The organism is Lacrimispora brassicae (genome assembly GCF_054772055.1).
Genome location: NZ_BRYH01000008.1, coordinates 116,937 through 138,814, shown reverse-complemented (window position 1 = coordinate 138,814; position 21,878 = coordinate 116,937). Strand labels below are relative to the sequence as shown.

The following is a 21,878-nucleotide window of genomic DNA, read 5'->3' as shown; positions in this document are numbered from 1 at the left end:
GATGCTTTCGGGTCACCTGCTTTCCCCGGCCACCCACTCTTTTTTTATACACCAAAGCCCTGCCTGCATATCTTCAAATTCCGGGAAACCTCCATGTTTAATCTCACAGTCAAAACGGAACAGATTGGCCCAGCTTGCCACCAGCTCTCCTTTTAAATGAGGGTAAAAAGCGGTTTCATAAACATCCCCTTCATACTTTATCCCGTATTTCTCAAGCTTCTGGGAATATTGATCTTCCTCTTCCTTTGTCCTGCCAATGTATCTTAGATTCAATACTTTATTCCAGTCGGACATCCGGAAAAATACGGCCTCATCCACCGGCACCTTAAGCTTCATCACCGTATATCCGGGATGCCATTCCGCATATTTGTCATTGACAAAGGTCCATACGGCAGATTCCGCCTGTTCCGGCTTTTCAACCAGGCAGGCCGCCTGCCGGACATACCAACGGTAGGCATTTAAAAAAACACCTTTCACTTCTCTATATTTATCCTCAATGTATTTCATCTTTACATAATGGCAATGGCCATCTTTTATGGAATCCGAAATCTCATTTAATTGAACCGTATAAAGCTCTATGCATCCATCTTTACAATCCACTCTTTTTTCACCTCCCAGATGATCCCCACCCTGGCAGGGCTCAGTTCGATCTCTACATCAAAAAGCCTGTCCCAGCTTTTTCTGATCTTATTTTTCACGTTGGGATAAAAAGGGGACATGTATGCCGCGCTGTCATCAATGCCGTATCTTTTTAAAAGCGCCTCATGCTCCCCGGCATCCTCCGGGTCTTTTGGGATATACATATAATTCACGATATACCCCCACTTGTCCAGGTCCATAATAAACAGTTTCTCAGGATCCACCAGAATTTCCAGAAGCACATTTCCTTCGCTGTTTTGTATTTTTGATTCTTCTGTAACAGATACCCATATGGGATATTTTGCATCCTTTGGTATTTCCATGAACTTAGATGCGGAATGATACAGCCAGTTGTAAGTATCCAGATATATACCTGCATGCTCTTCCATCTTATTGACGATATACTCTTTTTTTACAAGATACCTTCCATTTTGATCCAGGTCATTTCGTATATTTTCATGTTGCTTTGTCCACACTTTTACTTTCTCAGTCAAATTTTTCCTCCTTCCGATCCGTTGATCTTTAAGAGTCAAAGACAAATTACGTTTGCTTTTAAAGCGTTGTAATGGCTTTTAAATAGGAGTCCATGTGGGCTTGAAACGCGGATAAGGTTTTTTCGAGAGATCCTGTACGGCACGCTTCAATAATGGCTTTATGCTCATCATATTTTTCTTTCTTGGAGCCTAAGGTGGAAAGGTCCTTATTCATGGCTATCAGTAATTGGTAATACTGATTTTCTAATATTTCAGCCCTTCGGAAACTCCCTGACTTTTTCCAGAAAAAATCATGAAAAGCCAGGTCATTGGTATTTAAAACAAAGGTCTTTTCCATGTCATCAACGGCGCTGTCATGTTCCGGCTTTATCATGCTGTCATTTAAAGTCTCCAGATAATCCAGGTCCTGTTCCTGCAACATGGATTTTTCAAAAATTATGGAAAGAACCTGCATTTCAAGGGGAATCCGGATGGAAAAAATCTCCGCAATGTCTTCATAATTCATTTCAAGGATCTGGCTGCCTTTTTTAGGAGAAAAGGACAGGATCCCCCGCATATGAAGCTCTCTTAGAGCTTCTCTTATGGGCGCCCTGCTGATCTGCAGCTCTTCCGACATATCTGTTTCCACTAACCGGTCTCCGCTTTTTAATTCCCCTGTGAGGATCTTATTTTTCACGTAGGAAACTACAATTTCACTTAGATTTGCCTTTGAATATGTAATCATATGGCTTAATTTATCGTAAGAATCAATTACCATGATATCCACCTTTCAATATAAACTCTTTCTAACAGAATATTATACTATAGATGGAAGACAAATCATACGACAATTAAATATTCTGATAACAATTCTTTGCGTAATTAACAAATAACTCCTGGGCAGGTGTCAATATCATATCTTTTTTCTGCACATAAAAGATATTCCTGCTTAACAGCTCCGATGGGATTTCCACAACATTGATCAGATCCAGCCGGGTATAAATCTTTGCTGCTGTTTTTGATACAAAGGAAATGCCCATTCCCTGAGAAACAGCTTCCACAATCCCCTGGGTATTGCCGAAATATGCCACCGCTTTTAAATCTTTTTCCGAAAGACCGTACCTGGTTAAGAATGCTTCCGTTTCCGCCCTGGTACCAGATCCCTGTTCTCTCATAATAAAATGTTTATCCGAGATAAATCTTATGACCTCAGACGCATCCGGACTGCCCTCATACCTCATAGCTTTAGGGAGTATTAAAACCAGTTGGTCCTTGCACAGGGAGGTCAGAATGTAACGGCAGTTCTCATTCTCTGTACCTACAAATCCGATATCATACTGATATTTAATCAGATCTTCAAATACTCCGCCGCTGTCCTTCTGATACAGGCGAAAGACGATATTCGGGTACTCCTTATTGAAATCAGCAATCAATTGGGGCAAAATGTACTGTGCAGGAACACTGGAAGCCAGAATGTTGACTTCTCCGCTGCATTCCTTGGAATACCTGCCCATCTCATACAGGGATTGATCCCTTATAGCCAGCATCTTCTGAGCATATTCATAAAAATCAATCCCTGCCTTGGTGGGAAATACCCTCTTTGTGGAACGGACAAACAACTGGGTTCCAATGTCTTTTTCCAGGGCATTGATCTGACTGCTCAATGCAGGCTGAGTTAAGAATAAGGATTCGGAGGCTTTTGAAAAACTTTGAAGCTTGGAAATCTGTATAAATGCTTCTAACTGTTTAAATTCCATATGATTCTCTACTTTCTTAAGAACACAGCCAGACAGCGCCTGCTGTTTGACAAAAACAAAGTGCAGGCGCCTTAGGCTATAAGGTTGAAAGAAAAACAGCTTTCAATCTTGCGTTTGTGAACAGCGCGCCCCGCTTCACCGGGCGTCTACTGGATATGCAGGCATATCCCCTTGATCCATTAGTATACAAAAATGAAAAAAGCTTTTATTCTTTTTTAGGAGCTTTTGGTTTTGGTTTTTCCTTCATCAGTTCCTTGGCCAGGCACACGCAGCATAAAAGCATGATAATTGCCAGAGGGAACGCTGCCACGATGGAACAGGTCTGAAGCGCTCCAAGGCCTCCTGTCATTAACAGTACCAGAGCCAGCAGAGCCTGGATCACTCCCCAGAATATCTTTTTACTGTTGGCCGGTTCCATGTCGCCATTGGAAGAAAACATGGATAAAACAAAGATCCCTGAGTTTGCCGATGTGATAAAAAATGTTCCTAAAAGGCAAATTGCTATGACAGAGAAAATGCCTCCAAAAGGATACTGGCGGAAGACCACAAACAATGCGGTTTCCGTTGTTTCAATTGCCTTTGAAATAATGCCTTTATCCAGATTTAAGCCAAGGCTTCCGAAAACGGAGAACCAGATAAAGGATACTAAGGATGGAGCCAGTATCACTCCGAAAACAAATTCCCGGATGGTCCTTCCCTTTGAAATTCTGGCAATAAACGTACCTACAAAGGGGCCCCATGCGATCCACCATGCCCAGTAGAAAATAGTCCATGAACCCAGCCATGATTTATCCCCAAAAGGATTTATAGCAAAGCTGTCCTTTACAAAGTCATTCACATAACTGCCGATGGAGTTTGTGAAAACATTTAAGGTCAGAAGCTTGGGACCTACAAGAAAGGCACCGGCCAGAATTGCAATTGCCAGCACAAGGTTAATGTCAGACAGGAGTTTAATGCCTTTATCAATTCCGCTTACGGCTGTCCAGGTATAGATGACCATCAAAACAATGATGATAACGATCTGGACCAAGCGTGTTGTTGGAACATTGAACAGAAAATTCAGCCCGGAATTGATCTGCATGGTTCCCTGTCCCAGAGAGGTGGCGATTCCTGCTACCGTGGCAAAAACCGCACAAATATCGATCAGCTTTCCAATGGGTCCTCTGACTCCCTTTTCACCCAGTATGGGAAGAAAGATGCTGCTGATCAGGCCGGGAGCATTTTTCCTGAACTGGAAATATCCCAGTGCCATACCGATGATCGCATAGGCTGCCCAGGGATGAAATCCCCAGTGCATAAAGGATTTTTTCATTGCAAAGTTTGCTGCTTCCTCTGTTGCTCCAAATGTCATAAAGTGATTCAGCGGTTCCGCAACACCCCAGAAAACCAACCCAATTCCCATTCCTGCACCAAAAAGCATGGCAAACCATGACCGGTTGCTGAATTCCGGAACGGAATCATCCGGCCCCAGTTTAATAGTTCCGTATTTGCTGAATGCAATAATTAAAGAAAATGCAACAAATACAAACATGGAAATCAAATAGAACCATCCAAAATTGTTGACAAGAAAATCATTTGCCGCTGATGTGGCTTTTGCAAATGGCTGGGGCGCTGCCAGACCAAATGCAACAATTGCCATGGTAATAAGAAACGATATGTAAAAAACCTGATTCTTCTTCATGTAATACCCTCCTCTTTAAAATATAATCGTTTGCTGTTTTTTTGCAATCCGATTTTTACGTGACAGGATAATTTTTTATCCTGTCACATAAAAATTTTTCATTCAGAATAACGTACAGATCATGGGATTCGCACTGAAGGCCTGGCGCATTTTAGGGGAAGGTATCATTTGCACGTCTTCCTTCAGGCGGAGAATCCATTTACAGAATCCTCAGTTATAATGAAATTAAATTTTAACTTTAAAGAGTTGGGGTTCTTTAATATCTGCTGTCAATGCATCCAGAGCAACCCCTACTCTGTGATAGCGAAGCTTAAACTGCTCTTCCTTTGGTGTGGCAGGATCTCCAAGGGGATATGGAATGGATATGGTGGGAACAAGCCGGTTCACTCCAACTGTTTTAGCTACGGGAATCAGGTTCGCCATCTGAACGATGGTGATGCCTTCTCTTTCAATTTCTCTTGTCATCGTTGCACCGCAACGTGTACAGGTCCCTCATGTGGAGGTCAGAATTGCAGCTCTGATTCCATCCTTTTTCAATTCTCTTGCGATTTCTTTTCCCATTCTCGCAGCTTCGGCCTGGGTCGTTCCAGTACCAACGGTGGAGAAGAAGTATTTGTATACTCCGCCGATCTTTCCTTCTTTCTGATACCTTCTCATGGCATCTAAGGGAACGATTACGTCAGAGTCATTATTGGCTGCTGCCGGATCAAAACCAGCGTGAATGGTCATATACTCACCCTTCACAAGGTCATCCTTTTCAGAAATGTCATATTTACCCCACTTGGTTGCTGAGGCTGACTGAATGCGGTCCGGATTTCCTACGGGAACGATTCCTCCTGAAGTAATGAGGGCAACCTCCAGCTTGCTCAGTTCTTCCGGAGTGATGGCCGGAGCGATTGCCACCCGGTCAGACTTTGGAATGACAAGCTCTGTCTCATATGGCTCTCCGTGAACTTTCTTAAGAAGCATGTCAATGACACGGTCAGCCGCCGTTACCGGAGGATCCAGCCAGATCTGGTCCCTGATCCCTCTTCCAAAGTAACCTTCCTCTGCTGCGGGAAGTAATTTCTCTCCCTTTAACAGCTTAAGAGCAAACTTTGCCATGACCTTTACGTCTTTTTTCATGGCTGCCGCGCTGGCTCCGCCTTTAAATACGTACATGTCCTTTCTGAACATTTCAACCCCAGGGTTTTCATCGTTCATAGAGGTGAGAACAGGCACTCCCAACTCCTTTTTAACAGCGCTGCAGATGTGACCGCAGGCTGACCCGTAACGTCCTGCACGGAAAGCCGGTCCTGCAAAAAACACATCCATTTCTTTTCCCTTCAGCATGGAAAGGATGGTTTCTACCGCTTCCTCTGTATTGGAACCCATAAAGTTATCGCCGCAGATGACGGTATGTGTGATTTCAACATCATCGCCTAATTCCTGCTGCAGTGCCATAGCCGGACCAACAAGGCCTTCTCTGATTTCCGGTTTGAAATCAGCCAGTTCTTCTCCGCCGATCTGCCCAAAAAACTGATTTAAGTATAAAATACCTTTCATTTCGTCCCTCCTTCTAGAATTCTACCATCCTCTTGGTTGACCAGCCTACTACCTGGTCCCCGCAGAACATGGCGTTGTTTTCCATAATAATTGAACCATCTTCTTTTACGGAAGCCCCTAAAATCTCATCATTGGACCAGCCTCCGGACATTCCGTCCCTTGCAAGGGCCTCTAACTCTCCAAGTACTGTTTCCATCTTTGGAAGCCTGATGAGTGTGGATACGTTTCCGCAGGAAACAATGGCATCCTCTTTCTCATCTAAGGAAACCAGCGGCTGGCTGGCGCCGTCTCTTCCCGTACACTCGTTTGTAAGTCCTACGGTCTTAACGCCTGCATTTTCCAGGGCAACGATGCATGCCGTAAAGTCTGCATCCGGGTTGCCGTATCCTTCTTCCGCAACAATGGCGGAATCCGCTCCCAGGCTCTTTGCCATCTGTGCTACGAATAAGGCAGCTCTTTCCTTCTGATCCAGGGCCACATTTAAGTTGGACATGATCACTCCAAGGAAATTAATGGTCTTTCCATGCTCCTTATAAAGCCTGCGGATCATGGGGAGGTTCTGGAAATCATAGGTAGCCCACTTGGAAGAGCATGGCATAAAGGATCCGCTGATCATTGCCCCATCAAGCACCTCATTGGGATGCATGAAGGTGGGAAGCATCCGGTTGGTATCCCATCCGTAATTTAAGTCATTATAGCCGCCTTCTTCCATCTGAGACTGAGGCTGAAGCACCAATACCACGCTTGGAAGCTTGTTTACTTCTTCGCTTCTTTTTGTAACCGGCTCCAGTTCAAAAGTCTCCACCTCATCCGGCGTTAAATCCTTTGTTGCGGCGCCGATGTATTCGGCAAGGCGCATGCCTGCCCATCTTAAGGCCCTGTTCTTCTTCTGCTGTTCCTTCTGCTCAAAAACCTCATCAGAATCGGCAACCAAAACCAGGTTTTTCAACTGTGAGAAGTAGGTGTATTTGGCACCTTCTCCGCCCATATCAATCAGTCCATCCTGGAAACCGCCGTAGTGTTTTCCCACCACCAGAACGCTCATATCCTTCAGTGCATAGGTAGTTCCGTTTCCGGCCTGCATCAATTCGCCGGTCACTCCCGGAAATACCGGGCCTCCTCCCACACGGTAACGGGGCTCAATGGCCTCCTTTACAGGAACAAGCCTGACCTGATCCCCAGGCGATACTATATAGAGTTCTGCTTCCGTGATATGTTCGTCTTCTTTTATTACTGCAAGAGCTTCTTCTTTATTCACCGTAAGAAGCCCGTCTTTTAAAGAAGTCTGATCGCCGAAGCAAATATCTTTTACATAAAAATTTCCCAATTCCAGCTTCATTCCATATCTCCTTTCAAATTAATACTTAAAATACTGTCTTATTAAAAAAATCCGCCGCCACCAAAAGGTCTTCCTCACTCATGGTCCTTACATCAAGCAGTACCTTGTTTTTCCAGATCCTTGCTATCATGGGAACGGGGTTATTTCTAAGCATGCTTTCCAGCATATCCGGGGATACCCCTTCCACGCTTATTCCTACTGCATAAGATGGAAGATTGACACCCGGCATGGTTCCTCCGCCGATCTGCCCTTCCGTTTCCAGCACCTGGGCCTGTACCCCCGGCTGTTTCACCAGAAGGCTATGTAAATGCTCTGCTTTTTCCCTTAAACGTTCCAAAGGCTCTGTGATCATTTTTAAGGTAGGGATCTGCTCCATTGCCGTTTCCGGGGACAAATACTGCCTGAGAGTTAATTCCAGGGCATTCAAGGTCAGTTTATCGATCCGCAGCGCCCGGAGCAGATGATTTTTCTTCATCTCATTGATGTACCGGGCTTTCCCTACTATGATACCGGCCTGAGGTCCGCCAAGGAGCTTATCACCGCTGAAGCATACAATATCAGCCCTTTGTTCCAGACAGTCTTTGACCGTTGGTTCATCACCGATCCCATACGCCTTTAAGTCGGCCAACAGCCCTGATCCCAGATCGTATATCACCGGAAGCCCGTGTCTTTCCCCCACCGCCTTCATCTGTTCCAGAGAAACCTCCTCTGTGAAGCCGATGATCTTATAATTGCTGGTGTGGACCTTTAATAATGCCCCGGTATTCTCACTGATGTTATCTTCATAATCTCTTTCATGGGTCTTGTTGGTGGTTCCCACCTCTGTAAGCCTGCATCCGCTGGCCGTCATGATTTCAGGAACACGGAATGCTCCGCCTATCTCCACCAGCTCTCCCCTTGAAACGATGACCTCTTTTCCCTTTGCCATGGAATTCAGCACCAGGTACACGGCCGCCGCATTGTTGTTGACAACAAGGGCTGCCTCCCCGCCGGTCAAAAAGGTAAGAAGCTGCTCCACATGGTCGTACCTGGAGCCTCTTTCCCCTGTTTCCAGATGATACTCCAGATTGGAGTAGGATCCGCTGATTTCCTTCATGCTTTCCGAAACCGTCTGGGAAAGCCTTGCTCTCCCTAAATTGGTATGGAGCACAATGCCGGTCCCATTGATCACCCTTCGCAGATGGGGCTGGTTCTGCCTTTGGATTTCAGCCTTGATCCGTCTGATTAAATCATCCTTTGAGAGCTGACAGGATTCTCCGGATAAAATTTTTTGCCGTTCCAGCTCGATTTCCTTTTGACAGGCAAGCTTTACCAAAACTGCCGGAACATTGGTGATTCCTTCTAAAGCCATGGAACGCATCATTTCATCCACTTTAGGCAATTGTCTCATGAGACTGTTTTTATCTGTCATTTTCCGAACCTCTCAAATTGTTTTTCAAACCTTCAAAGCTGTCTTCCGGCTGGGTCAGCCGATAAACTGATTGCAGGAAAGGATTTCCCTGGCCTTTTTAAGATTGTGTTCCGCCATGAGAACCACAGGTCCTGTACAGCCCATTCCGCTTTCCGCATAAATACCTGCAGCCCATAAGCAGGAAACCGCAGCTTCTAAATCCATGATCTCAATTCCAAGGATCTCCTCTGTTACCACTTCCTTTGGAGGCGCTTTTACTTCCTCTGCCGGCTCTGAAGCCTTACCGGGCTTTAGTTCCTCCAGAATCTCAGTAAGGCCTGCCTTCTTCGCCTTTCCAAACTCCTCAGCCATGACCTTCTGATAATTGCCGTCAAGGAGTTCTTTTGCAAATTCAATGGCCCCTGTGACCAGAGGTGTTCCCGATGCCCTTGAAACAATGAGGATCAGCTTGTCAAACCCTTCGCCGATTCCCGGACCGTATCCAAAACCAACCGACTCATAGCTGCCTCCTGTGGTATAGGCGGAAAACACCTTTGTGAGTACATTTCCGGTGAGAGAGTCCATGACCATTACATCCGCAGAACCTGTCAGTAAGTCATTACCTCTCATGACAATGCCTCCATCCGCTCTTTGGGAAACGGCAAACCGGATGTCATATCCATTTTTCTTAAGCTTTTGCAGTGCAATCTCTGCCTGACGGGCTCCATCCACATTTAAAATGCCTACGGTGGGGTTTTCCACCCCGCTGGCCTTAGCCGCAATGATTCCGTATATGGCATTCTTTACCATGCTCTCCACCCGGTTCACGGCTGACGTTCCTGTTGTGGATGCAATATACATCTGTTTTCCGGCTGCCGGGGTAATCACCCGGCCGACCGTAGAGACTCCGATGGGAAAAGGATAGTGCATGGTTACTGCCCCGTAAGCTTCCTGGTTCTTAAGCATGTCATCCATCTTTTTATGGCCCTCTTCTTCCGAAGCGACCGGTATGACCTCCAGGTTTTCCCCTTCCATTGCCATGGTTCCGATTACTTTCACAAATATCCCTTTTTTTGCCGCTGCACAGGCTGCCTGATAAATGGCCTCTTCCCCGTGCTCACTGCCTATGGCAGTAACTGCGATGGGCATTTTTTTGCCGGACTGGCCTGTCTCAAGCATGTGAGCCATATCCAAAAAGGTCTCTGCAATTATGCGTTTCATCTTACCTTCCTGCATACCATCACCCCTCGTCTTCCTGAAGATGCCTGGCAAAGTCCTTTAAGGATGCTGCAATCAGCTTTTTGATCCTTTCCTCGGACACGGTTTCCTCCTGGCCTGCGCCGCTGTTCTGCTGCAGGACAAAGGACACCCCGTCAAAGAGATTGGTCATTCTTCCAAGGAACAGGCTTCCCTTTCCAATAAACATGGCTCTGGTGATTTTCTTATCCATCAGCTCCTGTCTGGCAAATCCCAGGTAAGGAACTCCGGAAGGGATATGCCCCTGAGTGGGCGCCCAGCCTACCATGCCGTGCTTTGACACGAAATCTGCCAACTGGGATTTTTCGATCTCTTTCCGCATGGCGGCAAGAGCCCCTATCATCTTATAATTTGCCTCCGGCACGTTGCCGGCTCCTGCAGGTTTCGTAATATCCGGATTCTGCATTTCCACAGAATACTTATCAATGTCCGTCAGCTTCAGCCCTGCTTTTTCAAGAGCCGCTGCCGTCAGGGAAGAAATGACATTCTGAGGGGAAGACCCGGTCCCCACCATATGCCTGCCCACGATATCCGTATTGATCTCCGGGCTGATGCCGTCATTGGCACTGATGAGCACGGCAAAGCCGGCTACACAGTCCTCCAGCAGGGGCATCCCTTTGTTTACGTGATCCTTTCCATTCATCCCAAGCTTTGCGGTAGACCCTCCAGCCGTAACGATCACATTCTTAAAGATCCCTGCCTTTACCAGGGCCGCCCCGTGGATCAGGGAATGGGCCGGGCCGGCACAGAAGCCTCTTACATCAGAGCCTGTGGCATTGGTTAAACCTGCGATCTCAGCCGCTGCTTTTGCAAAGTTTCCTCCGCCTCTCTGGTTCATATCACCGCAGGCTTCTTCCGAACACTCGATCACATATTCAATTTCTTCTTTTTTGATATCATTCTTATGGATTAAATGCAGCAGCGATAAAACGCAGGAAGCTTTTGAAACGAGATTTTCAAAAATGACGTGGGCCGAAAGGGTATCGTCAATATCATGTGCCGCCTTGATACAGCCCACAATGGTACCCTGGTAATACAAGGGCTCCCCGTGTTCCTCTGTGATCAAACGGTTAATTTCTGATAATTCAAAGCTTTTTTCTAAGGGTTTTAAAAGCAATGGATCAATAAGGCTGTGAGATTCTAATTTTTTCTTCACGGAATCAGCAAACTGAACTTCCAGTTTTACAAGATCAAATACATCGCAGATTGCGATCAGGCCGATGAATTCATCTTCCGGCATGATTTCTCCAAACCTGCCTTCTCTCTGATCGTAATCGGATTTCTGCTGAAACCATGGCTGCGCATAACCGGCCAGTTCATCAGGCGTAACATTTCCTATGTAAGTCTGGTTCGGCAGATATGCCTTACACTCTTCATAAGAACGCAGACTTTTATCCAGATTTTTTAAATATTCCGAATTCGGATCAATGGTTCTCTGGGTCGTCTGGGTTGTGCCATTATGAATTACCATATCCGGCGTATGGGCAAGGATGTAGCTTGCCCCTTTTAAGACGCTGTACATATTTTGCCTCCTACTGAATCAAATTGACAGGAAACCCTGTTCATTTGATTTTCAAATTCAAGGTTGAAAAATGTTTTCACCCCTGCACCTTATATCAGGTCCTAATAATAAATCAATTCCTGCAAAATGCGGTGCCAATATACCATTTTTATTCAAACGGAAAAACTGGGTCACCATTTCACAAGAATTGATCTGTGAAGGGATGAATGTTAATATTTACAATGCTCGTCCCTTATTGTTGACATTTCTTTTCGGATATCATCAACATCCAATACCATCTCCATCATACTGATTTGCTCGTCATAGACATCGCTGTCCACTTCACTTTTGATTTCCGGCTCACAAGCATGGTATACTTTTAGTCCCAACTGGACTCCTGCCAATGGTCCTGCATAAGTAGGGTCTCCTGCCGTAACAGTTTCAGCGGCAAGGCCGGCAGCCTCACCTTCTGCGGCTCCTAAAACAACGATAATGTTTTCAGGGCCGTACTGTTCCGCCAAAGATTTTACCCTCTTTTGATTCTCCAGGTCCATAGCACCCGCAGCCGTTCAGACAAAGCATTCTGTTGACGAAAATACTACTTCCGCACCGGCTGTTTTGATACACTGTTCAATGGCCGGACCGGGAATGCCGTCTCTGTCACCGATAATGATGACCTTTTTGTCTTTCAGCATCTTATTACCTCCTTTTTTCATATATTATAACGTGTGTCCCCAAGGCAGATTGCTCCGCTTTGCAGACTGAAAACATCATATGTTCCACGCTATGTTCCAAATGGTTTTACAAAAAAACTTAAGTTGGTGCGGACAATGCATATTTCTTTATCATTTCTTCGATTCTGTCAGGGGTTGCATCGTCTTTTACCAGTTCTTCCACCTTTTCCCCTCCTTTATAGATGGCCATGACCGGAAGCCCCAGAATCTTCTGGGATATGGCAAGCCTTCTGGCCTTTGTGGTATTCAGCTTTGTGAATTTGATCTTATCACTGTACTCCTCGGCAAATTTCTCAACATGAGGAAGCAGAGCCTTGCATGGCTCACACCCGTCTCCGAAAAAGTCTACAAATACAACTCCTTCCGCTTCCAGCACTTCTGGTACAAAGGTATCCTTATCTACAACTAACATCCTAATCTCCTCCATTATTTTCTATATATTTCTCAGCCATAACGGCTGCGATGGCTCCATCTGCACATGCGGTAACAACCTGTCTTAAGCTCTTAATCCTGATATCCCCGGCGGCAAAAACTCCTGGTATGTTTGTTTCCATATTTTCATTTGTTTTGATATACCCGTATTCCATGTCCAAAATGCCTTCAAAACATTTTGACTGGGGCAGGTATCCGATAAATCCGAAGATCCCGAAAGTACCGTCATCCTCATCGGCAACAACTTCCGTCACTTCTCCTGTCCTCACATTCTCCACGGACATGCTCTGGACCATTCCGTCTCCGTTTATCTCTTTTACCACAGAATCCCACATGAAATCGATTTTCGGATTTTCAAATGCCTTTTCCTGAATGGATTTTGCGGCCCGAAGCTCATCCCGTCGATGGATGATGGTCACCTTCCGGCCAAATTTTGTTAAGTAGAGGGCCTCTTCAACGGCTGTATCTCCCCCGCCCACCACATAAATATCAAAATCCTCGAAGAAGTTTCCATCGCAGGTGGCACAGTAAGATACCCCTTTTCCGATCAATGCCCTTTCCCCGGGACAGCCGATGGGCTTTGGAAAGGCTCCTGTGGCAATGATCACAGTTTTGGCATGATATTCATTTTCTTTTCCTTTTAATATCTTGATATTTCCTGAAAAGTCCACTTCCTGAATGCAGTCAGATGTTCGGTCAATTCCAAATTTCTCTACCTGCCTTGTCATCCTCTGCACCAGGGAACTGCCTGATTCCTCGGGAAGACATCCCGGATAATTCTCGATTTCAGAAGTAATGACGATCTGTCCTCCATCCTTTTCCTTCTCGATCAGCAGCGCATTCAATCTTGCTCTTCCTGCATAAAGACCTGCGGACAAGCCGGCAGGCCCTCCACCTATTATTACGACATCGTAAATCTTCAAGGCGCACCTCCATTTATTTTTTAGTATTTAATATCCTGTCATCTCCCTGGCGTCTGGTGAACTTCTCCTGATCAAACCGTTCCAGAAGCATTAAGGCAAACTTCCGGCTGGTTCCGATGGAATCCCTGAAATCCGGAAGCTTTAACACACCCATTTCCTGAAAGAGCCTTTTTGCCGTTTCCCTGGCCTTTTTATACTGGTCTTCTGCCAGAATATACTGTCCGGGAAGGATCATGTAGCCTCCTTGCAGCATGAATTCAAGCACCTGCTGCTTTTCCCTGGCATTTTCCGTCAGCTCTGAGGCCGTCACAAGTGTGTAGCCGCTTTCCATGATCTTTTCAGCCAGTCCATCCATCACTTTCTTTTGCTCTTCCGTAAGGGCAGGCTCAAAATCAAAGCCGGAAACCAGGTTCTGCTCCAGCCTCACCAGGTTCTTTCCAGCCAGATATTTCAGCATGGATTCACATTGTTTCTTATGGGACAGATCCAGTTTTTCCAGCAGTTCCGCCTTTGGAATCCCCCGCCGAAGCCTGTTTTTCTTATGATAATCCCTTAAGATGTCTTCCACCATATACCTGTAATGCATCAGATACTCTGCATGTATGTACTGCTTTTCTATGAATAAAACAGTTCCATCTCCTTCAAGCTCCTTCAGCTCGTCTTCCTGAATATCCTTATTTAAAAAGGCGGCTATTTGTTCAAAGGTGGAAAACGGATTGTTTTTAATATATTCTTCCATGATCTCTTTGGAAGATGCCGAATCCTTCATCTGAAGGGACTTAAGCCGTTCCTCAGGATTATTTTTATATTTCCCGGCTTTGGGATCTATGATGACCCCTCCCCCGATGGTGGTCACCGGAGAAATGGTTCTGAGCACAAGACGGTCGCCTTTTAAAACGGATATTTCATGATCCAGAAGAATCTGGGCATATCCCTCATCCCCTGCCTTTACCTTTTTATGGGTGATGGGAACAAACCTGGCCACTTCCTCCGCTGCCCCCACATAAAGCTTTAACTTATAAAACCTGCCCATTTCAAGCTTTGTCGTCTTTACAATGGAAAACCTGACATCAATCCTGTCCGTTACGTACACGCCGTCCTTTGTTGCAACCGTGTTTCCTCTCTTTAATTCATCCACCGCAATGTTAGATAGGTTGATGGCCGTCCTCTGTCCGGCATATGCAGATTCCACGTTATGTTCATGGACCTGCAGATTTCTTACCTTGGTCAGGATCCCCTGAGGATAGACCACCAGTTCATCCTCAGCCTTTAAAATCCCTTCCATCAGGGTCCCGGTGACTACGGTCCCGTATCCTTTTACGGAAAAAACCCGGTCTATGTTCATCCGGGGTTTTTTCGTGAAACTCCGCTCCCGGATATGGGAAGTCAGGATCTCAAGCTCCCTGATCAATCCGTCAAAACCCTTTCTGCTGACAGAATCCACCTCAACGATCTTTGTCCCCTCCAAAAAGGTTCCTTTTATAAACGACTGGATATCATCGATCACCAGTTCCTTAAATTCCTCATCTACCAGGTCAATTTTCGTGAGCACGATCAAATATTTTTGTATCCCCAGGTAACTGAGAATGTCCATATGTTCCCTGGTCTGGGGCATGATCCCCTCATTGGCCGCAATAATGATGAGAGCGGCATCAATGCCTGTGGCTCCGGCCAGCATGTTCTTAATAAACTTTTCATGCCCCGGAACGTCCACAATGCCAAGAGTGCGCCCGTTAGGAAGCTGAAATCCGGTAAATCCAAGATTAATGGAAATCCCTCTTTTCTTTTCCTCGGCCAGGGTGTCCGTATCATGACCTGTAAGGGCTTTTACCAATGCCGTTTTCCCATGATCGATATGTCCTGCCGTTCCTATAATTATGCTGTCCATTCTTTCCTCACCCAGATCCACGTATTGATATTTTTTTAACAATATGGCCGCAATTTATGTTAATGGAAATTATTTTTGGCGGAAGCATATGGGAATCGAACCCACCCACGACCATTAGCCGCAACACGGTTTTGAAGACCGGTAGGCACACCAGTTACCTGTCTGCTTCCTTGAAGTATTAAATTGTAGATTGTCTACAATCCACTTTTACATTATACCATTTTTCCTATCCATATCAAGAAAGTGTTTTTTATATCTTCGACAGCCTTTATTCCATTTTTTTATAAGTCAAAAACTTTTATAGGTAAAAACTTATAAAATAAGGAATATCAAAAACATTTTTAGTATATTTTTAAACATCAAAAAAACACAAGCTTAAAATCACTTGTGTTTTTGTATATTCATCAATTCAATTTTTTTATCAGACTCCGCCTTGGCCACCCCTATTCTATATCCCATGACCCCGGCATCCTTAAGCCTCTTTATTAGGATGTCCGCCTCTTCTTCCGGCAGGGCAATGCACAGGCCTCCTGAGGTTTGTGCGTCAGAAGCAATATCAATCAATGCCTGGTTTACATCTGGCATAATTTTAACAAAGGGTTTGATATAATCAAAATTCCGGTAAGCACCGACAGGAACCAGGCCGGTAAGTGCCATTTCCTCTGCCAAAGGAAACAGGGGCAGTTCATCTGCAAAAACAGATATAGTAACTTCACTGCCTGCTGCCATTTCATATAGATGCCCTAAAAGGCCAAAGCCCGTAATATCGGTGCATGCATGGACGGAAAGACCTTCCATGGCGGCTCCTGCCTCCTGATTCAATGCAGCCATGCTCTCAAACATGACCTCACAGTCCTTTGGTTCAATAAATTCCGCTTTCAAGGCAGTTAAGAGGATCCCTGAACCAATAGGCTTGGTCAGAACCAGCACATCACCGGGTTTTGCTCCCACATTCTTCCGTACCTTTCCCGGATGGACGAATCCCGTAACGCTTAATCCGTATTTGGGAACCTTGTCCTCAATGGTATGTCCTCCGGTTATGATGCACCCAGCCTTTATGGCCTGATCCGATCCTCCCCGCAGGATTTCTTTTACCACCTCATCTCCCAGACAGGGGTTTACGCAAAGAAGGTTTAAGGCTAACTTGGGCACCCCGCCCATTGCATAGACATCTGAAAAGGCGTTGGCAGCCGCAATTTTTCCGAATAAATAAGGATCATCCACCATGGGCGGAAAAAAGTCCGCCGTCTGTATGATTGCCATATCCTCACTGATCTGATAAACACAGGCATCATCCGCCGTATCAAAGCCAACGATCAATGCCGGATCTGACAGCTTCGGCAGATCGCCGATAATATTTGAAAGAGCTCCCGGCCCTAATTTAGCCGCTCACCCTCCTCCTGAAACGAATTTCGTGAGCAATCCTTTCTGCTCCATATTGAAGTACCGCCTTTCTGAAAACTGATAATATTTGTAATTTTATGCCGGTTTCCCGCCCCTTCCCGGGCAGATCCCTTTTTAACCGGGTATTTCCAGCCAAAGCAGGTCCGGATGTTTCTTATCTCCCCTGTTTCTATCTGTCTCCCAGGGGCTTATAATCTTCTTCCTGCATTACACTGATGTAAGCCGGACGGATGATCTTGTCCATGTTGATCAGCTCTTCGATCCGGTGGGCGCTCCATCCCACGATTCTTGCAATGGCAAAGATAGGGGTGAACAATTCATTGGGGATGTCCAGCATGCTGTACACAAAACCGCTGTAAAAGTCCACGTTGGCGCTTACGCCCTTGTAAATCTTTCTTTCATCTGCGATCACCTGGGGCGCCAGGCGCTCGATCATGGAATAAAGATTAAAGTCATCTATACGGCCTTTTTCCTCTGACAATTGTTTCACAAAGCCTTTGAATACTTCTGCACGGGGATCGGATTTGGAATAAACTGCATGTCCCATACCGTAAATAAGGCCTTTCCTGTCAAATGCTTCCTTATGGAGAAGCTTTCTTAAGTAATTCTCTACTTCCTCTTCATCCTTTAAGTCCTGGACTTCCTTTCTTAAGTCATCCATCATTTCCACTACCTTAATGTTGGCGCCGCCATGCTTCGGCCCCTTTAAAGATGCGAGAGCAGCCGCAATCACGCTGTATGTGTCCGTACCGGAGGAAGTGACCACATGGGTCGTAAAGGTGGAGTTGTTTCCGCCTCCATGCTCCATATGAAGGATGAGGGCCAGGTCAAGAACATGGGCTTCCACCATGGAATAGTTCATATCCGGCCTTAAAAGCCGTAAGATATTCTCAGCCGTAGACAGCTTCTCATCCGGCCTGTGAATGTACATGCTTTCCCCTCTTTCATAGTGATTGAACGAGTGATATCCATAAACCGCCAGCATAGGCATGACGCTGATGAGCATCAGGCTCTGACGGAGCACATTGGGAACAGATATGTCGCTGGCCTTATCATCGTAAGAGGCCAGAGTCAGGATACTTCTGGCAAGGCAGGACATCATATCCTGGCTGGGCGCTTTCATGACCACATCTCTGACAAAATTGGTAGGCAGAGTCCGGCTGTAGCCCAGGGTCTCGGTAAAGTGCTGCAACTGACTCTCGTCCGGCAGATCTCCAAAAAGAAGGAGATAGGCAATTTCCTCAAAACCAAAACGAGCTTCTCCCACAACACCGTTTACCAGGTCATGAATGTTATATCCCCGGTAAAACAACTGGCCTTCACATGGGACCTTTTCCCCGTCTACGACCTTGTTTGATAAAATCTTCGACACCTTGGTTAAGCCTGCCACAACACCGTTTCCGCTTTTGTCCCTAAGTCCCCGCTTTACCTCAAACCTGTCATATGCTTCCAGGTCGATCCTTTCATCATTTAAACAGATATCGGACCACTCTTCCACATTTTTCATAAATTCTTTCTGGTTCATCATGCAACACCTCTTTCTCAAATCAGGTCGTCAAGTTTCACTGCTTTCCTCCCATTGGCTCCCTATGCCTGCGTCAACCCCTTTCCTTTTATTACAGAATTATGTAAAGATTCATTTTTGAACTTTTCAATATAATATATAATTTTATTTAAAAAAGCAAGTAAATTTTAAGCATACTGATCATGCTGCCGTTTATGACTCCAGGATATATTGACAAATGTCCCTCCAAAACTTATACTTGCTTTAATTTCCCTTATGGGAATCTATCGGAGGTTGTTCATGAAAATAGATCTTTCCCTGTTTTTCTTTGTAGAAGCCATCGGAACCATTGCTTTTGCCTCTTCCGGGGCCATGGTTGCCATTAAAAAACGGCTGGATCTTCTTGGTGTTATTGTTCTTGGCGTCACCACCGCCGTGGGAGGCGGTATGTTAAGGGATATTATCATAGGAAATGTACCTCCTGCCCTTTTTAAGGACCCCATTTATGTATTGCTGGCTTTTATAACGGTTATGCTTCTATTTATCATCGTAAGGATGAACCAGAAGATCCTGGCCGGACGTTCCATAGAAACCTATGAAAAGGTCATGAACATATTTGATGCCATTGGCCTTGGTGCTTTTACCGTAGTGGGAATCGATACGGCGGTGCTTTCCGGCTATGGGGATTATGATTTTCTCATTATCTTTTTAGGCGTCATCACCGGGGTAGGAGGCGGCATTCTGCGGGACATTATGGCCGGACAAACTCCTTATGTCCTTAGAAAACACATTTATGCCTGTGCTTCTATTGCAGGCGCAATCCTTTATGCAAAGCTTATGAACTGCATAAACGGCAATATCGCCATGCTGGCCGGCGCCTGTTCCGTGGTTTTGATCCGTCTGCTGGCCACCCGTTTTTGCTGGAATCTGCCTACCGCAACAAAAAAATAATTTCCTCAAGGAGGACTCCTATGAACCGTTTGCTTCAATATACTGCCGGAATCATTTTTTCCCTCTGTCTCATGACCGTGCTTTTATTTACCTCCGTGGAGGCAGCCGTTTACTGGGTGCCGGGATACTTTGAAAAAGAATATGCCAAATATAACGTGACCGAATCCGTCTCAATGAAAATGGAGGATCTTCTTGATGTTACGGGTGAAATGATGTCCTATCTCCGTGGAACGAGAGATGATCTCCACGTGGAAACCACCATGGGGGGCGTGAAACGGGAATTTTTCAATGCCAGGGAAATCGCCCATATGGAGGATGTCCGGGGATTGTTTCTGGGCGCCCTTTCCATACGCAGAGGCTGTCTCATGGTCATGGCTTTATGCCTTATGATCCTGCTTTTATTAAGAACCAGCTTTAAGAGTACCTTTCCAAAGGCCGTGTGCGCGGGAACCGGGATCTTTTTTTTCCTGGCTGCTGTCATAGCTTTTATAATTTCCACAGACTTTACCAGGTATTTTATCCTGTTCCACCATATCTTCTTCAAAAATGACTTATGGATGCTGGATCCTTCCACAGATATGCTGATTAACATCGTTCCGGAAGGCTTTTTTAGGGACACGGTTTTTCTCATCGGTTCTATCTACCTTTTCTCCATCCTGCTCATCTTCGCTGCCTGTCTTTTTCTTATGGGCAAGGCTAAAAGAAAACAACTCTGAGCCAAAAGCATGTAAACCGTCTGGATATGCAGGCAGATCCCCTGGATTCATTCCCATATAAATACGGGAAAAATGTCAAATAATCTTTACTTGTAACATCAAATAACCTATACTGTAGGTTGAAGTATTGCCTGAAACCGAAGGAACACTTATGGAGAGATTGCTCAATATGACTCAATATACAAAAAAGATTTCTATATTTTTTCTGTGCCTGCTTTTTCTTGTCTCCTCCTATACAAGGACTTCTCTTGCGGCTGCAGACTGGCCTTCCGGCATGTCGGTCCAGGCCCAGGGGGCTATTGTGATGGATGCGGACACCGGGACCGTTTTGTGGGGCCAGAACATACACAACGAATATTTTCCCGCCAGCATTACCAAGGTCATGACTGCGCTTCTGGTCATCGAAAACTGCAGTCTGGACGAAACCGTAACATTTTCCCATAACGCCGTATTCAATGTGGAATCCGGAAGCAGCAACGCAGGAATCAATGAAGGGGACAAGCTGTCTGTGAAAGACTGTCTCTATGCCCTGCTGCTGAAATCAGCCAATGAGTCAGCCAACGCGCTTGCAGAGCATGTGGCCGGAAGCACGGAAGCCTTTGCCGATATGATGAACGCCCGGGCAAAGGAACTGGGATGTACAAACACCAATTTTTCCAATCCCAGCGGCTTAAATAACCCGGAGCATTATACTTCCCCTTACGACATGGCCCTTATTGCAAGGGCAGCATTTAACAATCCGGTTTTTGAAGAGATCGACTCCACAACCTATTATAAGCTTCCGCCTAACTCCATTAATAAGGAAGGGCTTACCATCTATCCCGGCCATAAGATGATGCGAAAAAGCACGCCTTACTACTATCCGGGCATTGTCGGCGGCAAAACAGGCTACACCACACTGGCCGGCAACACCCTGATCACCTGTGCGAAAAAAAACGGGTTAAAGCTGATTACCATCATCTTAAAGGGATCAACCCCCCAGTATTGGTCTGATACCAAAAACCTCCTGGATTTTGGTTTTGAAAATTTTGTTTCCTTAAAGGCTGCGGATTATGAAAAAACCTACAGCTCCATTACCAGTGACTTAAACTTCAGCGGATTGTCCATCACAAAGCCGGAGGCCCTGATACTGGACCACGACAGCCGGATCATCCTGCCTAAAACAGCAAATTTTTCCGATGCAAAGCCGGAGCTCAGCTATGATATCTCTTCCGGCGACCCTGAAAATGCCATCGCAAAAATAAACTACCGTTACAACGACCGTGTGGTGGGCTGTACCTTCCTGGAGGTTAATGATGCCTTATTCCAGAATAAGGCACAGGAGACCAAAGCAGCCACCGTTCCCCAGGCCGAAACCCATTCCGGATCCGGAGAAGCTTTGGATCCGTCTGCTGCCCAGACTTCCACCAGACCTACCGGGAAGAGCCTGGAAAAAGAAGCGGAAGATTACCGGGAAAAGGCTTTAAGGCCCTTTGAGATTCCACTGGCGGCCTGGCTCATATTAGGAAGTGTGGGAGCCGCGGCAGTCATCGGCGGAGCCATTGTCTTCTTTTTATACCAGAAGCACAGGGATGAACATGATTTCCTTATCCGGCGGGAGCAGCGCATGAAACGTCTTCAGGACTCAGGAGTTTCAGCCGATGAATTCAACAGCATTATGGAACAAAGGCGCAGTTCCTATTCATCAAAGCGGAAAAGACGGCGGGGCGGCCGTTTCAAATGACCTTAGATACCAAGGGGGATT

The 21,878-nt window shown here is 45.8% G+C and carries 18 protein-coding genes, 1 tRNA gene and 1 pseudogene; 3 read left to right on the top strand and 17 right to left on the bottom strand.

All coding sequences use genetic code 11. The annotated features are described in order from the left end of the window. Positions 1 to 12 precede the first annotated feature (12 nt). The 17 genes and pseudogenes from ACYVD3_RS05420 to ACYVD3_RS05340 form a co-directional block, all read right to left on the bottom strand. Complete coding sequence (locus tag ACYVD3_RS05420) at positions 13 to 600, bottom strand: DUF3841 domain-containing protein (protein WP_460641491.1); 588 nt, start codon at positions 598 to 600, stop codon at positions 13 to 15. Continuing rightward, the gene (locus ACYVD3_RS05415) at positions 576 to 1,133 is read right to left on the bottom strand and encodes a DUF3841 domain-containing protein (RefSeq protein ID WP_460641490.1); all 558 of its coding nucleotides are present in this window, start codon (positions 1,131 to 1,133) and stop codon (positions 576 to 578) included. The genes ACYVD3_RS05420 and ACYVD3_RS05415 overlap by 25 nt, the downstream gene beginning before the upstream one ends. A 58-nt stretch (positions 1,134 to 1,191) precedes the next feature. Then, the gene (locus ACYVD3_RS05410) at positions 1,192 to 1,890 is read right to left on the bottom strand and encodes a GntR family transcriptional regulator (RefSeq protein WP_460641489.1); all 699 of its coding nucleotides are present in this window, start codon (positions 1,888 to 1,890) and stop codon (positions 1,192 to 1,194) included. A 73-nt stretch (positions 1,891 to 1,963) separates the two neighbouring features. Then, the gene (locus ACYVD3_RS05405; RefSeq protein WP_460641488.1) at positions 1,964 to 2,869 is read right to left on the bottom strand and encodes a selenium metabolism-associated LysR family transcriptional regulator; all 906 of its coding nucleotides are present in this window, start codon (positions 2,867 to 2,869) and stop codon (positions 1,964 to 1,966) included. 205 nt (positions 2,870 to 3,074) lie between these two features. Continuing rightward, complete coding sequence (locus ACYVD3_RS05400) at positions 3,075 to 4,550, bottom strand: glycine betaine uptake BCCT transporter (protein ID WP_460641487.1); 1,476 nt, start codon at positions 4,548 to 4,550, stop codon at positions 3,075 to 3,077. Positions 4,551 to 4,775: 225 nt separating this feature from the next. Then, the gene (gene grdH / locus ACYVD3_RS05395; RefSeq protein WP_460641486.1) at positions 4,776 to 6,095 is read right to left on the bottom strand and encodes a betaine reductase selenoprotein B; all 1,320 of its coding nucleotides are present in this window, start codon (positions 6,093 to 6,095) and stop codon (positions 4,776 to 4,778) included. 13 nt (positions 6,096 to 6,108) lie between these two features. Next, positions 6,109 to 7,434 carry a glycine/sarcosine/betaine reductase component B subunit gene (locus ACYVD3_RS05390; protein ID WP_460641485.1) on the bottom strand — a complete coding sequence of 442 codons (1,326 nt, stop codon included), beginning with the start codon at positions 7,432 to 7,434 and terminating at the stop codon, positions 6,109 to 6,111. Positions 7,435 to 7,459: 25 nt separating this feature from the next. Beyond that, on the bottom strand, positions 7,460 to 8,845 hold the full coding sequence (gene selA / locus ACYVD3_RS05385; RefSeq protein ID WP_460641484.1) for an L-seryl-tRNA(Sec) selenium transferase: 1,386 nt from the start codon (positions 8,843 to 8,845) through the stop codon (positions 7,460 to 7,462). Between the two features lie 54 nt (positions 8,846 to 8,899). Then, entirely contained in the window at positions 8,900 to 10,060 is a 1,161-nt protein-coding gene (gene grdD, locus ACYVD3_RS05380; protein ID WP_460641483.1) for a glycine/sarcosine/betaine reductase complex component C subunit alpha, read from the bottom strand. 4 nt (positions 10,061 to 10,064) lie between these two features. Next, positions 10,065 to 11,603, bottom strand: coding sequence for a glycine/sarcosine/betaine reductase complex component C subunit beta (grdC, locus tag ACYVD3_RS05375; RefSeq protein WP_460641482.1), 1,539 nt, complete (start codon positions 11,601 to 11,603; stop codon positions 10,065 to 10,067). Positions 11,604 to 11,812: 209 nt separating this feature from the next. Next, positions 11,813 to 12,277, bottom strand: coding sequence for a glycine/sarcosine/betaine reductase complex selenoprotein A (gene grdA / locus ACYVD3_RS05370; RefSeq protein ID WP_460641481.1), 465 nt, complete (start codon positions 12,275 to 12,277; stop codon positions 11,813 to 11,815). 118 nt (positions 12,278 to 12,395) lie between these two features. Continuing rightward, the gene (gene trxA / locus ACYVD3_RS05365; protein ID WP_460641480.1) at positions 12,396 to 12,728 is read right to left on the bottom strand and encodes a thioredoxin TrxA; all 333 of its coding nucleotides are present in this window, start codon (positions 12,726 to 12,728) and stop codon (positions 12,396 to 12,398) included. Position 12,729: 1 nt separating this feature from the next. After that, positions 12,730 to 13,671: a thioredoxin-disulfide reductase gene (gene trxB / locus ACYVD3_RS05360; protein WP_460641479.1), complete on the bottom strand. Its 942-nt coding sequence runs from the start codon at positions 13,669 to 13,671 to the stop codon at positions 12,730 to 12,732. A 13-nt stretch (positions 13,672 to 13,684) separates the two neighbouring features. Further along, positions 13,685 to 15,559 carry a selenocysteine-specific translation elongation factor gene (gene selB / locus ACYVD3_RS05355; protein WP_460641478.1) on the bottom strand — a complete coding sequence of 625 codons (1,875 nt, stop codon included), beginning with the start codon at positions 15,557 to 15,559 and terminating at the stop codon, positions 13,685 to 13,687. 76 nt (positions 15,560 to 15,635) lie between these two features. Continuing rightward, positions 15,636 to 15,729: transfer RNA gene (locus tag ACYVD3_RS05350), tRNA-Sec, on the bottom strand. A gap of 211 nt (positions 15,730 to 15,940) precedes the next feature. After that, positions 15,941 to 16,948, bottom strand: a pseudogene (gene selD / locus ACYVD3_RS05345) (selenide, water dikinase SelD); the annotation flags it as partial. Between the two features lie 184 nt (positions 16,949 to 17,132). Continuing rightward, positions 17,133 to 18,491: a citrate/2-methylcitrate synthase gene (locus ACYVD3_RS05340; protein WP_460641477.1), complete on the bottom strand. Its 1,359-nt coding sequence runs from the start codon at positions 18,489 to 18,491 to the stop codon at positions 17,133 to 17,135. A gap of 276 nt (positions 18,492 to 18,767) precedes the next feature. On the opposite strand from ACYVD3_RS05340, the gene ACYVD3_RS05335 reads away from it, so the two are divergent. The 3 genes from ACYVD3_RS05335 (at position 18,768) to ACYVD3_RS05325 (ending at position 21,857) form a co-directional block, all read left to right on the top strand. Further along, entirely contained in the window at positions 18,768 to 19,418 is a 651-nt protein-coding gene (locus tag ACYVD3_RS05335) for a trimeric intracellular cation channel family protein (RefSeq protein WP_460641476.1), read from the top strand. A gap of 20 nt (positions 19,419 to 19,438) precedes the next feature. After that, on the top strand, positions 19,439 to 20,134 hold the full coding sequence (locus ACYVD3_RS05330) for a TIGR01906 family membrane protein (protein ID WP_460641475.1): 696 nt from the start codon (positions 19,439 to 19,441) through the stop codon (positions 20,132 to 20,134). Positions 20,135 to 20,303: 169 nt separating this feature from the next. Beyond that, complete coding sequence (locus ACYVD3_RS05325) at positions 20,304 to 21,857, top strand: serine hydrolase (RefSeq protein WP_460641474.1); 1,554 nt, start codon at positions 20,304 to 20,306, stop codon at positions 21,855 to 21,857. The last annotated feature ends 21 nt before the right edge of the window (positions 21,858 to 21,878 follow it).